The 14,310-nt window shown below is 50.1% G+C and carries 13 protein-coding genes; 7 read left to right on the top strand and 6 right to left on the bottom strand.

Going from position 1 to position 14,310, the window contains the following annotated elements; all coding sequences use genetic code 11:
- Nucleotides 1-32: 32 nt before the first annotated feature.
- The gene (gene fliE / locus L2097_RS03235) at nt 33-353 is read left to right on the top strand and encodes a flagellar hook-basal body complex protein FliE (protein WP_047369784.1); all 321 of its coding nucleotides are present in this window, start codon (nt 33-35) and stop codon (nt 351-353) included.
- A gap of 92 nt (nt 354-445) precedes the next feature.
- Here the strand turns inward: fliE and yedF are convergent, their stop codons facing one another.
- Nucleotides 446-676, bottom strand: a complete 231-nt coding sequence (gene yedF, locus L2097_RS03240) for a sulfurtransferase-like selenium metabolism protein YedF (protein WP_047369785.1) — start codon at nt 674-676, stop codon at nt 446-448.
- The gene (gene yedE / locus L2097_RS03245; protein WP_047369786.1) at nt 673-1,878 is read right to left on the bottom strand and encodes a selenium metabolism membrane protein YedE/FdhT; all 1,206 of its coding nucleotides are present in this window, start codon (nt 1,876-1,878) and stop codon (nt 673-675) included. Before yedE ends, yedF begins: the two co-directional genes overlap by 4 nt.
- Nucleotides 1,879-2,067: 189 nt before the next feature.
- Between yedE and yedD the strand changes: the two genes are divergently transcribed.
- A complete protein-coding gene (gene yedD, locus L2097_RS03250) occupies nt 2,068-2,481 on the top strand; it encodes a lipoprotein YedD (RefSeq protein WP_047369787.1) in 414 nt (137 codons plus the stop codon).
- 39 nt (nt 2,482-2,520) lie between these two features.
- On the opposite strand, the gene amyA is transcribed toward yedD, so the two are convergent.
- The 4 genes from amyA to fliD form a co-directional block, all read right to left on the bottom strand.
- A complete protein-coding gene (gene amyA, locus L2097_RS03255; RefSeq protein WP_047369788.1) occupies nt 2,521-4,008 on the bottom strand; it encodes an alpha-amylase in 1,488 nt (495 codons plus the stop codon).
- Between the two features lie 66 nt (nt 4,009-4,074).
- Complete coding sequence (gene fliT / locus L2097_RS03260) at nt 4,075-4,437, bottom strand: flagella biosynthesis regulatory protein FliT (RefSeq protein ID WP_047369789.1); 363 nt, start codon at nt 4,435-4,437, stop codon at nt 4,075-4,077.
- Nucleotides 4,437-4,847 (bottom strand): flagellar export chaperone FliS, encoded by a 411-nt coding sequence (gene fliS / locus L2097_RS03265; RefSeq protein WP_085007045.1) that lies wholly within the window; start codon nt 4,845-4,847, stop codon nt 4,437-4,439. Before fliS ends, fliT begins: the two co-directional genes overlap by 1 nt.
- 9 nt (nt 4,848-4,856) lie before the next feature.
- On the bottom strand, nt 4,857-6,293 hold the full coding sequence (fliD, locus tag L2097_RS03270) for a flagellar filament capping protein FliD (protein ID WP_085007046.1): 1,437 nt from the start codon (nt 6,291-6,293) through the stop codon (nt 4,857-4,859).
- Between the two features lie 334 nt (nt 6,294-6,627).
- On the opposite strand from fliD, the gene L2097_RS03275 reads away from it, so the two are divergent.
- The 5 genes from L2097_RS03275 (at nt 6,628) to L2097_RS03295 (ending at nt 14,307) form a co-directional block, all read left to right on the top strand.
- A complete protein-coding gene (locus L2097_RS03275) occupies nt 6,628-7,500 on the top strand; it encodes a flagellin N-terminal helical domain-containing protein (protein ID WP_085007047.1) in 873 nt (290 codons plus the stop codon).
- Nucleotides 7,501-7,682: 182 nt separating this feature from the next.
- Nucleotides 7,683-8,375, top strand: a complete 693-nt coding sequence (locus L2097_RS03280) for a WbqC family protein (RefSeq protein WP_085007048.1) — start codon at nt 7,683-7,685, stop codon at nt 8,373-8,375.
- Between the two features lie 7 nt (nt 8,376-8,382).
- On the top strand, nt 8,383-9,369 hold the full coding sequence (locus L2097_RS03285) for a hypothetical protein (protein ID WP_250352112.1): 987 nt from the start codon (nt 8,383-8,385) through the stop codon (nt 9,367-9,369).
- A gap of 5 nt (nt 9,370-9,374) precedes the next feature.
- A complete protein-coding gene (locus L2097_RS03290; RefSeq protein ID WP_250352113.1) occupies nt 9,375-10,652 on the top strand; it encodes an ATP-grasp domain-containing protein in 1,278 nt (425 codons plus the stop codon).
- Between the two features lie 214 nt (nt 10,653-10,866).
- The gene (locus L2097_RS03295) at nt 10,867-14,307 is read left to right on the top strand and encodes an O-linked N-acetylglucosamine transferase family protein (protein ID WP_250352114.1); all 3,441 of its coding nucleotides are present in this window, start codon (nt 10,867-10,869) and stop codon (nt 14,305-14,307) included.
- Nucleotides 14,308-14,310 lie beyond the last annotated feature (3 nt).

The raw sequence follows: 14,310 nt of genomic DNA on the forward strand, positions 1-14,310 counted from the left end.
TATCCGTGTATCAAACCATCCGGGGATAATCCATGGCAATTCAGGGTATAGAAAGCGTTATCAGCCAACTGCAGGCGACCGCAAGTCTGGCGAAAAATCAAAGCGTTGATAACGCTGACAGCGTTCAGACGGTGAGTTTTGCCGGGCAGCTGCATGCCGCGCTGGATCGAATCAGCGATACGCAGAACACGGCGCGTACACAGGCTGAGAAATTCACCCTTGGCGAACCGGGCGTGGCGTTGAATGACGTAATGACCGACTTACAGAAATCATCCATTTCCCTGCAAATGGGTGTCCAGGTGCGTAACAAGCTTGTAACGGCTTACCAGGACATCATGAATATGCAGGTTTAGTTTTTTGCTGGCAGCCCCGTCCGGAGCTGCCACTTTTTTCACCGAACTTCACGTAAAGAGTGCCGGTGAGCCATCCTTTAGCCGCCTTTTCCCTATTTCTGAATCATATAACGAATCGTTGGCCCATCCTGCTGGATGTCCAGCACCGTATAGCCATGGTTTCGCGCATCGACAGGAATGTTATTGATTGACTGCGGGCAGTCGCTGATGACTTCCAGAATTTCGCCTTTTTTTAACTGCGGCAGTGCCTCCAGCGTCGCTACTGCCGGGTAGGGGCAGGGTTCACCCGTCATATCCAGACGGTAATCGGGTACGATGTTCATGCGGTCTCCTTAATTGCCGCCCGCGATGCGCGGCGGAAAAATTGTTTTTCCCAGCCAATGACAAAGAGCAGGGCGATAAGCAGCAGGGCATACGTCACCAGCAATCCGCCGAGCGGCCCAAAGGTTTTCAACAGGTTGACTTTATCCCAGTTTGTGGCGAGCGCAGGGGAGATGTCATCCCAGAAGTAAGCCAGCAGAGTTGAACCAATAACGTTACCCAGACCGACCCACCAGTAATGTACCTGCCCTTCAACGGCACGATACATCCAGCCGGTCTCACAGCCGCCGGCCAGCACAATGCCAAAGCCAAACAGCAAGCCACCGAGAACGGCATTCGGGCCTGCCCACATGATTTTGGCTTCCACACCCAACTGTATGTAACTGAAAATACCGATCGCGCTGGCCGCCATGCCGAAAATAATCGCTTTTGCCATTAACGTACGGCCCGTTATCCACATATCGCGGAAGGCGGAGGTGAAACAGATCTGCGCACGTTCAATCAGCAAACCAAAGCCTACGCCGAACAACATCGCCAGCCCCAGCTTCGGCTGGTTCATCGCCGTCAGCAGCGCCCAGCCAATCATCCCGGCAAATATCAGCATCCCCAGACGGAAGCGCCGACGCGCCTGGTCCGCGTTTTGTGTCAGTGGCGACGCCGCTGAGACTTTCTGCATTTTTACCGGTATGCGGAAAAGGGGGAGGAGCGTAAAGCGGGCACCCAGCCATGAACCGATGGCGGTAGCGACGGCAAAAAACCAGGCGTGTAGCGAGAACTGCGGAATGCCGGTAAAGAAGGCTGCCAGGTTACAGCCCATTGCCAGACGCGCGCCAAATCCGGCGATAATCCCGCCGATGACCGCCTGGACAATGCGGATGCGATGCTGCGGCAGACGGAGTTTCACGTTGTTTGCCCATAATGCTGCGGCAAAACAACCGCCAAACATACCGATAATCATCATGCCGTCTATTCGGGTCAGCGGTGTGCCATCAAGATGAATGAGTTTAAAGTATCCCCACTCTTCGGCGTGTACCCCTGCCAGTTGCAGCAGTTGCCCGCCCCAACGGGTAAATTCCCCCGTTACCGCCCAGAAGGTGCCGGTAATGCCGAAATAGTAGGTGGAAAGAATTCCCGCTGCGATAACCGCCGGAACAGGCGACCAGAATTTAATCAGGAAGGTCGTTTTAATGTGTTGCCATGACATGGTATTAGCCTCTGAACTCAGAAGGTGCCAACGAAAGATGAACCGGACTGTGCCCGGGACGCGCATATTAGCTGTGTTTAATAACTTGAAACCTGTACTCAGTCAAAAATCGGGTCTGGTATGATGAAACCCTGGTGGCCGCAGGCGTTTAGTGCCACACTCATTCTGTCGCAAAAAGCAGGAAAGATAATGAAAAAACAACTGATTATTGGCGCAATGCTGGCACTGAGTGGTTGCGTGCAGGTGGATGATTTTACCTCGGTGGTCAAGCACCCGGCCCCGGAAGGGCTGGCGGGCAACTGGCAGACGGTGGGACCGCAAAGTAAACTGGTCAGCCCTGAGGCTATTGCCTCGCTAATCATTACGCCAGAAGGGGATACGCTGGATTGCCGTCAGTGGCAACGCGTGATTGCGGTACCGGGCAAGCTGATGCCCAGGGGAGATGACTGGTATAACGTGACGCAGCAGCGCGATATCTATCGCCTTGAGCGCGACGGTAATCAACTTGACTATGACGGCATGACCTTGCGCCGGGTTGATAAGCCGACCGTTGAGTGTACGCAGGCGCTGGCGAAGAAAACCGTTATTGGCGTGAAACCCTGAACAACGGCGCTGAGCGAGTCCGTTCGCTCAGCGCAATCATTACAGCACCTCTTCCTGTACCCAGACGCTGACACTCCCGCCATGGCAATAAAACGTGCCTTCACCGTTTTCATCGGTGGTGACACTCTCCTGGTAGTCCCCCAGATAATCACGCCACACTTTATTGCCGTAGTTAACACCGAGATTCAACGTCTTCTCGCCGTCATCACCGTTTGACATGACGACCACGCAGCCAGGATTGTCTTGCGTCCCGCTACGGCTAAAAGCGATACAGTTAGGGTGATCGAACCAGAGCGTCTGCACCCCATGGGCAAAGCGCTGGCGGGCAAGGATAAGCCGGTCCAGCTTGTCGATAACCGGCATATCGACATGGTATGTTTCACCATCGCCGCCGGTATCTTCATAACTTGCGCCGAACAGATCCGGGTAGAACACAGACGGTACGCCATTTTCCCGCAGCAGAATGAGCGCATAGGCCAGCGGTTTAAACCAGGCTTCTACCGGCGCCTCCAGTGCCTGGAGCGGCTGTGTGTCATGGTTGGCGACCAGCGTCACGGCATGGAACGGGTCAGCTTCTACCAGCGTGCCGGTAAAAATTTGGCTCATATCATAGTCGCGCCCCTGTTTTGAGGCTTCATGAAAATTCATATGCAGCGGTGCGTCGAACAACATAGTCTTGCCCTCGACCTGGCCAATGTACTGCTGCAGTTTATCCACGTCGTGAGACCAGTATTCGGCGACGATAAATAACGGCTCAGGCGCCACATCCTGCACATGTTCTATCCATTCTTTATAGAACCATGCGGGAATATGTTTCACGGCATCAAGGCGAAAACCGTCACAGTGAGTCTGGTCCATCACCCAACGCGCCCAGTATTTGATCTCTTCGGTCACAGCGTGGTTACGAAAATCGATATTCGCTCCCATCAGGTAATCGAAGTTACCCATCTCGTCATCCACCTGATCGTTCCAGCCTTCGCCAGTGTAATCATTGATGATTTTAAACACGCCGTCTTCTGCAGGATTTTCAATATGATCGATACCGCTAAAACATTTGTAATCCCAGATAAATTTTGAATATTTTCCCTGACGGGCAGGGAAGGTGTAGCGTGTCCAGGCTTCGCATTCCAGCACCGTGTCATCAATTTGTGTCCGGTCTTGCTCGTTCACTCGATTAACGCGAATCGCCTCTTTTTCATCGGCGCCCATTTTATGGTTCACCACCACGTCCAGGAGAACAGCAATACCGTGGCTGTGCAGCGCGTCGATAGCGGCATGAAGCTGATCCTTATCGCCATATTTTGTGGCCACGGATCCTTTTTGATCAAATTCACCTAAATCAAAGAGATCATACGTGTCATATCCCACAGAATAGCCGCCGGACGCGCCTTTATACGCGGGCGGTAACCAGACCATGTTGATGCCAAGATCATTGAGGCTGGCAGCACGGGCCTGAAGTTCGGGCCACAGCTTGCCGCCGTCGGGGTAATACCAGTGAAAGGTCTGCAATAAAGTGGGGTTTTTCATCTTCCTTGCTCCAGAAGTCGCGTCATTGGACTTCTGGAGTATGGAAGAAAACCATAGGATTGGTGGTTACTGATTTAAATTATTTGGGAACAAGATTTTACCAGACAAATTACCATAAGCTGAGGTCAGAGACTGTTGCTTACCTGTTTTATCAATCAGGTGGCGCAGCTCTTCCATGCGCTGCTGTAACAGCACCTTGAGCTCAGCTTCATTTGACAACACCATCCCCAGCAGCTCTTTAGCCTGCTGATTTTGCAGTTTGTTGCCTGGTGAAATCGGGTTGCGGGCAATACTCTCTACAAGCTGTACGTAGTTGACTTCCTGTTCAATCAATTCATCCCATTTACCTGAATGGGCGAGATTTAGCATGGTGATGCTCAGAGCATGCAACGCATGCCAGTCGGTAAGAGATGGGATGAAGTTAGTCATCAACGCATGTCCTGATGAGTAGAAGCCGATGTGTTAATTTGTTTCCACGCATCAGCGATATTGTTCAGCAGTCCCTCTACCTCGATGATGCCTTCCACGTCGTTATGCAGGTTTGACTGTAACAAACGGCGCACCATATAGTCGTAAAGCGATGCCATATTTCGAGGGAGCTCACCCTCAACATCCATGTCCAGCCCTGCCTTGAGACCGTTATCTATAATGCTGATAGCATGTGAAAGTGCCTGGCCTTTTGACACCAAATCCCCTTGTTCGAGGAACAGCCGTGCCCGGACAAGGGCACTGTGTGCCCCGTCAAAAAGCATGACAATAAGCTGATGTGGGCTTGCGCTCATTACAGCGCTTTCCAGCCCAACTTTTTGGTACGAATTAGCACCACTTTGACTATACATATCAAATCCTTAACTGCGGGAAGAACTAAACTGCTGCGTTAAGTAAGTTGCGGTACTGTTTAACTTACTGACCAGCGTGTCGAGCGCAGTGAACTGTGACTTGTAACGCGCCATGGTTGCTTCAATCGTTGCTTCCATATCGGTATAACGCTGATCCAGAGTCTTAATGGTCTTGTTAATACCGTCTTGCGCGTTCTGGATAACGCCCGTTTTACCTGTCGCGGTGCTCAGCATCGACGTCAGGGTATTGTTCATCTTGGTCGCTAAACCGGTCTTGGTTCCGTCACCAATAAAATAGGCCTGAACCGATTCCGGGTTGTCGGTTAACGCTTTCGATAACTTGGTCGAATCCACCGTTAATGTTCCGGTCGAGCCATCGGAGCCGGTTACCGGGTTTTGTGTAATCCCAAGCTGAGCCAGAATTTTGTAATTGCCGCTCTGGCTTTGTACGTCAGTCAGCAGAGAACGCAGTTGAGACTGAATCGAACGTACGTTCGAATCGCCCAGCAGCGCGCCGTTACTGGAGGACTGGCTATCAGCGCCTGCATCCACGGCAACATATTTCGTTACGCTAGCGATAGTGGATTGCAGTGAGTTATAGGCGGTTACCCAGTTATTGATAGCCGTGGTGTTAGCGTCTGTTGCACGGCCAATACTTAGCGTTTCATCTGCCGTACTTTTTGATTTGAGCGTCAGCGTCACACCGGGCAATGCATCAGTAATGGTGTTGCTGGCGCGTTCAATCGCCACATTATTGATGGAGACCTTCGCGTTCTGAGAGGCTGTCTGCACGGCAAGGGCGCTACTCGTGCTGTCATGACCAATCTTCTGCTGCAGGGTATCATCGCCCGTTACAGTGACCGTCATGTCATAATCGGTACCGGTCGATTTTGAGGTCAGCATCAGGCGATAGTCACCATCAGTTGCCTTCATTACCGTTGCGCTGACGTTGCCGCCCGCTTTGTTGATGGCATTAGCGATACCGGTCAATGACGTATCAGAATCTGCTAATTTGACCGTCAGCGGCGTTTTTGTCCCCGCCTGGGTAATGGTAATGGTACGGGTGTTGTCAGTCGTCGTTCCGCCAAGCTGTGTGGTATTGCTGGCAATACTGGATGACATCAGTACTTGCGCTTTCGCCACCTGACTAACGTTAACAGTATAATCCCCTACCGTTGCATCACTGGTCGTGGCCGCAGAGAAAGAAGTGTTAGTACTGTTAACTGTTGTTGAGTTCCATGTAGATGCTTTACCCAACGCCGCCGTTGCGGTTTGTAGGCTGGTTAAGGCACTTTGCAACTTACCATACGCACTTAATTGAGCGGTATATGTGGTCTTCTGGTTGGTAATCGTTGTCAGCTTGGTGTTTTCAGCTGCTTCCAGGTTGTTGTACAACGTGGTTAGATCCAGACCGGAACCTACACCAAGGTTACTAATAGAAGCCATGTCTGTTTTCCTTTGCGTCTTGTGTGTAACTTGACTCTCTATCGGCAACTCGAGCAAAAAGTTTACACACCGTATGAAAAAATAATCGACAGAAAAGCGGGAGCAGTTAGGGGTAAATAAGAGGATTGTAGAAGACAAAAACCGCTCCGGAAAGGCGATTTTTTGAGCTAAAAAGACGCTTTAAGAATTTTAAATCATTTAAAAACAATGAGATAAAAGTTTTTATCGATTATTTCTAAAGTCCTTCGAAGATGCGCCGATACCCTTGTTGACGGTGAGAGACGCCGTAAGTGTTAGGCACCGACCCTAAATCAATTTTTGAAGGAAAGTAATTATGGCAGTTATCAATACTAACCTGTTGTCACTGACTACTCAGAACAACCTGAACAAATCTCAGTCTGCGCTGGGCACTGCTATTGAGCGTCTGTCCTCCGGTCTGCGTATCAACAGCGCAAAAGATGATGCGGCTGGTCAGGCAATCTCCAACCGTTTCACTGCAAACATCAAAGGTCTGACTCAGGCTTCTCGTAACGCGAACGACGGTATTTCTATTGCTCAGACTGCCGAAGGTTCTCTGAACGAAATCAACAACAACTTGCAGCGTATCCGTGAGCTGGCAGTTCAGGCTCAGAACGGTACCAACTCCGGTTCCGACATCGACTCCATCCAGTCTGAAGTTAACCAGCGTCTGGACGAGATCAACCGTGTTGCAAGCCAGAGCCAGTTCAACGGTATCAAAATCCTGGCTGGTTCCAACTCCGCAACCACTATCTCTATCCAGGTTGGCTCTAAAGATGGCGAGAAAATCGACATCACCATCTCTGGCAACAGCGGCTGGAACAAATACAGCGCAACAGGTACCACCGGTGTTACCACTGGTCTGGCATCTGGCGAAACTCGTAGCATCAAAGCTAAAGGCTTCGACGTTCTGGCAACCAACGTACTGTCTTCTATCGACGATGCACTGAAAGCTGTTGATACTCAGCGTTCAGACCTGGGTGCGATTCAGAACCGTTTCGACTCTACTATCTCCAACCTGAACAACACCGTGACTAACCTGTCCGCAGCACAGTCCCGTATTCAGGATGCTGACTACGCGACCGAAGTGTCCAACATGAGCCGAGCGCAGATTCTGCAACAGGCAGGTACTTCTGTACTGGCTCAGGCGAACCAGGTTCCGCAGTCTGTACTGTCCCTGCTGCGTTAATAACACGCTTCAATGTGACATTGAAAACCAACCCTCCGGGGTTGGTTTTTTTTTGCCCTTACGTCAGCTAATTTCATAAACAGAATACCGATCCTCTGCCTTTTTCCTCTATGGTGAAAGCATCACAGTGTTACGATAATTTTTCTTTCGCACGTTGGCAGTATGACTAAGGATAAAGGAAGATGAACGTAGCCATAATGCAGCCCTATTTTTTCCCATGGATAGGGTACTTCCAGCTTATCTACCAGTCAGACGTCTTCGTGCTCTACGACGATGCCAACTTTATCAAGCAGGGATATATCAATCGCAACAGCATTCTTGTTGATGGGCAGGCGCAGAGATTTACGCTACCTGTACCCTCCGCATCGTCGTTCAAGCGAATTGGTGAACTGACGTTCTCTTTGCAGGTTGAGAAGATCGCACGGACCCTTGAGCAAAGTTATCGCAAAGCCCCTTTTTTTAGCGACGTCATGCCGCTGGTGGAAAAAGCGTTATGGAATAAAGATCGCGATATTACCGCATGCTGTCGGGTCGCGATTGACGGCGTATCCGGTTACCTTGGACTGGAGCAAAACATAGTACGATCCTCCAGCCTGACTTATGATCGTAATGAAAATGCTGAGAACAAGGTCATCGGTATTTGCAAAGCGCTGGAAGGCGAGCGGTATGTCAACAGTACCGGAGGACGTCATTTATACAGTGCGAAAAATTTTGCGCAACACGGTATTACGCTCCGTTTTTTGCAGGCCAACAATACCGTGTATTCACAAGGCGCGCATGATTTCGTGCCTTATCTTTCGATGATTGATGTTCTGATGCATTGTGAGCCTGAGCAGGTGAGGCAGGCGTTGAAGAATTTTAGCTACGTTGACTGAATTCAGAATGGCAAATAAAACATTCGGTGGTTACTTCCCGTTAGAATTACCTCCTGCCGGCGCACATTATTACCCGCGTGCCAGAGCGTACCACTCTGCGCGCGGTGCCCTTTATCATCTTTTAGAATGTGTGCAGCCGCAACGTCTCTGGTTACCCAGGCTGATTTGCCAGAGTGTGATTGATGCGGTTGTTGCAGCGAGAATAGACATTGTCTGGTACAGACTCACGGACGATTACCTGCCGTTGTTCGCTATGCCGTTTGAAAAAGAGGATTGCCTTCTTTATGTTGATTACCTGGGGCAGGGTGGGGAGCAGAAAGAAAAACTTTCGCGAATGATCCCCGCTCATCGGATCATCTTCGATCACTCTCAGGCATTTTATCAGCAACAGTATCCGGCGTTGGCCAATCTCTATTCACCGCGGAAATTCTTTGGCGTTGCTGATGGCGGATTTTTGCAGACACAGATTGAGTTACCGTTTCCTGAGATTCAGGATCGGGAATCGCTACACCATTTTGCACATCTTCTGGTGCAGCACGAACACGGCACTTCTGCCGGTTATGCCGATTTTCAGCAGGCGGAGTCAGCGCTTAATAACATCACGGCAAGGAAAATGTCCGCATTGACGGAGCGCATCTTGCGTTCAGTGGATTACGAACGTATCAGAACGGTCCGTGAGCGGAATTATGCTCTGCTAAGTGAATCGCTTGGCGCTCTCAATGCATTTCGCTTTGCAGAGGCTCCGGTCACGGGGCCATTTTGTTACCCGTTTTTCTACCCGACAAAAGCATTACGTCAGGCGCTGATTGCCCGAGGCGTATTTGTCGCCACCTACTGGCACGAAGTTCTTGAACGTGTCGAGCCTGACAGTGTCGAGGCGAACTTTGTCAATTACATGATCCCCTTGCCGTGCGACCAACGTTATAGCGAAGAGGACATCCAGCAGCTTAGTGAGATTGTCAGGTCTGTGGTTACGGATGAGGCTAAGGAATAAAGATAATGAAAAAAATGAATGTGCTCGTTTTCCCCTGCGGATCGGAAAACGCAGGAGAGATCGCGCAATCGCTTCGTTATTCGCTCCATATTAATCGCCTGATTGGCGCATCAAGCTGCGATGATCACGGGCGTTTTCATTTTGCGGATTACATTGGCGATGTTCCCTTTATCAGTGCACCGGAATTCGATTCTCATTTCAGAGAGATGCTGGTTACCCATAAAATTGACATCATTTTTGCTACTCACGATACGGTATGCGAAAAATTGGCGGAAATGGACGATTTAGCCGGTTGTTATCTCGTTAATGGCGACAGGGAAACCACACGAATTGCTCGCCGTAAAAGTCTCACATATCAGCGCTTTGCGGGCGCAAGCTGGATCCCGCATGTCTACGCTATGGGGGAAACGCCAAAAAGCTGGCCGGTCATTGTCAAACCTGACTGTGGTCAGGGGGGGAATGGCATCGCACTCGCGGCGAATGAGGAGCAACTCGCGCAAAGTATTGCCGGTAGCGATATGCCCGTGATTGTTGAATATCTGCCCGGCCGCGAGCTGACGGTGGATTGTTTTACCAACCGGCGTGGCGAACTCGTCTGGGCGGGGCCGCGTACGCGTGAACGGGTGAGGGCGGGTATTACGATGCGCTCGCAAAGTGTCGCTCTTGACGACGAGATTGCCGCTATCGCCCGCGAAATTAATGCCGGGTTAACCTTAAGAGGTCCCTGGTTTTTCCAGTTGAAACAAGACAGTGCCCAACGCTGGAAATTACTTGAAGTGTCATGTCGCGTCGCCGGGACAATGGTCGCCCAACGCGCTCGCGGTGTTAATTTGCCGCTTATGGCGCTACATGATTTTATGGGAAGAGATGTGATTCCGTTGGTCACGCCGCATGTGACGCTTATTGAACGATCGATCCGCACTCGCGCAGCAACGACATTGCATTACCAGCGCGTCTATGTGGATCTGGACGATACGCTAATTATTCGAAACCAACCTAACCCTGTAGTGCTGGCTTTTTTGTATCAAAGTCGGGCCCGTGGTAAATCACTACATTTAATTACCCGCCACGAGAAAAAACCGCTCGAAACATTAAATCAGGCGGCGATTTCACCGCTGTTGTTTGATGAAATCATTCATTTGCAAGACTCAGTTAAAAAATCAACGCATATCAAAGGGCCTGCAATATTTATTGATAACTATTTTCCAGAGCGGCTGGATGTTGCACAACTGGATGATGTGCTGGTGCTGGATGTGGATGCCGTCGATTTTTATCTGGAGTAATAAAACTACATTCTTATAAGATATGTTATCTATTTGATTTAATATGATAATTTTGATTTCCGGATGCGAGTGACGCAGTGTATTTGCTGCGTCTTTTTGCCCCATTTTTTGATAGATAGAATTACCCCCATTATTGACGTTTACTCTGCCAATGGACACTACAGCGCGCTGGTAGGATGAGGAAAATGGTTTCCAAACTGTAAAGGATAGCGCTGTGTTCTCTTTAGATTTACCGCAAAATTTCAATTTAGCGTCAGTCAATTCCGCTATACCTAAGTCGACCACTGTTGCTCCTTATCTCAGCGCAACACGTATTCAGGCGAGCGCCTGGCTATATGGTATTGACGGCGCAGCGCCAGATCGCGCGCGTATCCTGGATATTGGTTGCGGCGATGCTTCGCATCTTATGCCTTTTGCTCTCGCTTACCCGCAGGCCGAAATTATCGGTATCGACCTGTCGTCGGAGAAAATCGAAGCCGGGCAGCTGCAGTTCAAATTAGCGGGAATTAAGAATACCCAGCTGTTTTGCACGGATCTGGAAAATTTGCTTGCAGGTCTTGGCGTTCAGTTTGATTACATCATCATTCATAATATTTTCTCGCTGCTTGATAGTCAGACGCGTGAAGCGTTGTTTGCCTTTTGCCAACAGCATCTTACCTCCCAGGGCGTGGTTGCGACCGAGTGGCTTACCCAGCCAGGCGCGGGTGTAAGCCAGATTATTCAGGATGCAATCGCTCTGCATGCGCGCGACGCGAACAGTGATGAACTGCGTTTAAGCAGTGCCCGTGCTGCATTAACCTGGCTTTCGCTGGGCATGAGTCAACACCCGGCTCGTGAAGCGCTGCAAGAGTTAATCAGTGAAGCCGAGGCGATGGATGATGAAACCTTCGCCTTGCGTTATTTACACGGTATGAACAATGCCAGCTACTTTGTCGATTTCCATGAGAGCGTGACACGTTCCGGACTACGCTATGTTGGCGATCTCTTCCCCTGGAAAGAGTGCCCTGCGCATTACGGCGACAAGGTGGCAGAACTTTCAGAGGCCGTTTGTCCGCACAAAGATAAATTGCTGGTTCAGCAATACCTCGATTTCTCTGTTAACCGTCGTTCGCGCTTTAGTTTGCTTACAGTCGCTGAGTCAGCGCAGGACATTGCTGCCCAACCCGATCTCAGCCGCTTGCGGGATTTCCATTGGGCAGCGAGTTTCCGTCGCGAAATTGATGGCAACGGCAAGATTTATAATCGCCTGCGTTCTGAGTCCGGTGCTTTTATTGCGACCGATGATGTGGTCACGTTGTCTGTGCTGGATGCGTTGGGCGAAGCATGGCCGCTGAGCATGAGTTTTGAGCAACTGGCATTCCATACACGCTCTCCGGAAACCGAAAAAGTAGACCATGAAGAGAAGCTCTTGCTCTCATTGGGCGCCTTGTTCATGCAGGGTGCTGCTGGATTATATTTCCAGCGAATCCCGTCTGTTTACAATGAACAGAAAACGCCGCATTTGACCACCATCTTTGGCCAGGCTTTCCAACAATTAAAATCGGGCTTTAACTTCTGGAACGAAGCTGTCGAACTGACCGCGCAGGAAGTGTCAGTGCTGGAAAAAGATAATCTGGCGTTTGCTGACATCAAGCTGGTAGACGGTTTGCGTCGTAAAGGGGTATTGACGGGTAGCGTTGCCAGCTGGATTGCGCACTATCAGTCATTAATCAAAGTCGCCACGCTACCAGAAATGGCGGGCACGATCCTGCCTCTCATTCTTTTCTCCAGCGCGCCGCAGAATGGTGGCTTCGATGGGGCAAATCTGCGTGCGGACGCTACCCCGCTTGATAAAAAGAATACGCAGCCGGTCGACCATAAAACCGTTGATCGCCTTGATTCGCTTATTCTCAACAGTGAGTTTGATAAAGCGAGAGAACTGGCGCTGGACGTGGTCAGTAAGATGGAAGCGAATCCGAATGCATGGCTGGAACTGTCACGCGTCTACAGCCGTACTTCCGAATACGGTAAAGCGATTGGCGCTATTAACCGCACGCTGAGTATTACCTCTGTCAGTTGGGACATCTATTTCGAACTGGCCGTGGCGCTGTGGCATTTGCAGCAAGACTGGCTGACAGGACGCGTGGTGCGCGCCATTCTGCGTGCAGATCCGCGTAATGCGCTCGCCTGGGATGCGTTGGGTCGCCTGTATTCTGACTATGAAGCCGTAGCCAGTGCTGAATATTGCTATAAAAAAGCGTTATCCATTACGCCGAATAATGCGGGTATGGTCGCTAACCTCGCAGTGTTAGTGGCAGAAAATTTGCGGGTAGAAGAGTCTATCAGTTTACTTCGCAAAGCCATTAAACTGATGCCGTCAGACCAGGGTAATTACAGCCGTCTGAATTTTGCGTTGTCCCATAGCGCAAACATAGAGCCAGCGGCGCTGTTCGAAGAACACCGCGTTTATGGCCGTCTGACGGAGAAATGGGCAAAAGAGCAGAAAACGCGCTTTAACTGGTCAGGCAGTAAAGATCCGCAACGCCCGTTGCGTATCGGGTTTGTATCCGGCGATCTTTGCCATCACCCGGTGACCTGGTTCCTTAAACCATACTGGGCAAATTTCAACCGTGAACAGTATGAATTGTATGTCTACAACACCTCGCCAATTTATGACGATGTGAGTGAGTATTTCGAGAAAACATCAACGAAATGGCGCAATGTCTTTACGAAGAGTGCGCTGGAACTCGCCCGTATCGTTAATGAAGATGCTGTGGATATTCTTATCGATCTCTCCGGCCATACAGGTTACAACCGCCTTGCGACGTTTGCGCTGAAACCAGCACCGGTTGCGCTTGGCTGGATTGGTTATCCTTGCACGTCCGGCCTGATCGCAATGGATTATCATATTTGCGGCACGGGTATGGCGAAACCCGGAGAGCTTGATGATCAGTTCACCGAAAAACTGATCTTTATGCCAATGCCTGTTCAGTATGAGCCGCCGAAAAACGTGCCAGATGTGAATCCATTGCCTGCTCTTTCTAATGGGGTGTTTACCTTCGGCAGCCTTAACAGACCGAAAAAGATCAGCGACGGTGTGGTTGCCACATGGGCCAAAATACTGACTGCTGCGCCTAATGCCAGAATGTTAATTGGTTATATGCCATCAGAAGAGGTTTCCGCACGTTTGCGGGAGAAATTTGAGGCGCTGGGCGTTAAATCCGATCAGCTTATTTTCCGTGCAAAAACGCATTTTGCAGAATATATGCGTATGCACCTTGAGATTGATCTTATGCTTGATACTTTCCCGTATGACGGCGGTACCACCAGTAATAACGCCGTGTGGATGGGGGTTCCGATGCTCACCCTGAGCGGAAGAACGATGGCCGGTCGCCAGGGTAATGAGATCATCAAAGCTTATCAGCTTGAACAATTCCTTGTTAAAGATGAGGAAGCTTATATCGAGCATGCTCTGGCATGGATAGATAAAAAAGAAGAGTTGAATTCCATCCGCTTAAATATGCGTGAGCGTTTTGTGCAACGGAAAAACGATGTTGTTGATCCTTCGCGAACCTTTGAAAAATTGCTCCGTACCATCTGGCAGAATTACTGCGATGGTAAGAAGCCACAAAGTTTTGTTCTCGATATCAAAGATATCGAGGCGAGCCAGGAGTAAATC

Source organism: Citrobacter sp. MNAZ 1397, from assembly GCF_023613995.1.
GTDB lineage: Bacteria > Pseudomonadota > Gammaproteobacteria > Enterobacterales > Enterobacteriaceae > Phytobacter > Phytobacter ursingii.

Coding starts and splice junctions, on each gene's coding strand:
- fliE (WP_047369784.1), top strand. CDS start 33: ATGGCAATTCAGGGTATAGAAAGCGTTATCAGCCAACTGCAGGCGACC.
- yedF (WP_047369785.1), bottom strand. CDS start 676: ATGAACATCGTACCCGATTACCGTCTGGATATGACGGGTGAACCCTGC.
- yedE (WP_047369786.1), bottom strand. CDS start 1,878: ATGTCATGGCAACACATTAAAACGACCTTCCTGATTAAATTCTGGTCG.
- yedD (WP_047369787.1), top strand. CDS start 2,068: ATGAAAAAACAACTGATTATTGGCGCAATGCTGGCACTGAGTGGTTGC.
- amyA (WP_047369788.1), bottom strand. CDS start 4,008: ATGAAAAACCCCACTTTATTGCAGACCTTTCACTGGTATTACCCCGAC.
- fliT (WP_047369789.1), bottom strand. CDS start 4,437: ATGACTAACTTCATCCCATCTCTTACCGACTGGCATGCGTTGCATGCT.
- fliS (WP_085007045.1), bottom strand. CDS start 4,847: ATGTATAGTCAAAGTGGTGCTAATTCGTACCAAAAAGTTGGGCTGGAA.
- fliD (WP_085007046.1), bottom strand. CDS start 6,293: ATGGCTTCTATTAGTAACCTTGGTGTAGGTTCCGGTCTGGATCTAACC.
- L2097_RS03275 (WP_085007047.1), top strand. CDS start 6,628: ATGGCAGTTATCAATACTAACCTGTTGTCACTGACTACTCAGAACAAC.
- L2097_RS03280 (WP_085007048.1), top strand. CDS start 7,683: ATGAACGTAGCCATAATGCAGCCCTATTTTTTCCCATGGATAGGGTAC.
- L2097_RS03285 (WP_250352112.1), top strand. CDS start 8,383: ATGGCAAATAAAACATTCGGTGGTTACTTCCCGTTAGAATTACCTCCT.
- L2097_RS03290 (WP_250352113.1), top strand. CDS start 9,375: ATGAAAAAAATGAATGTGCTCGTTTTCCCCTGCGGATCGGAAAACGCA.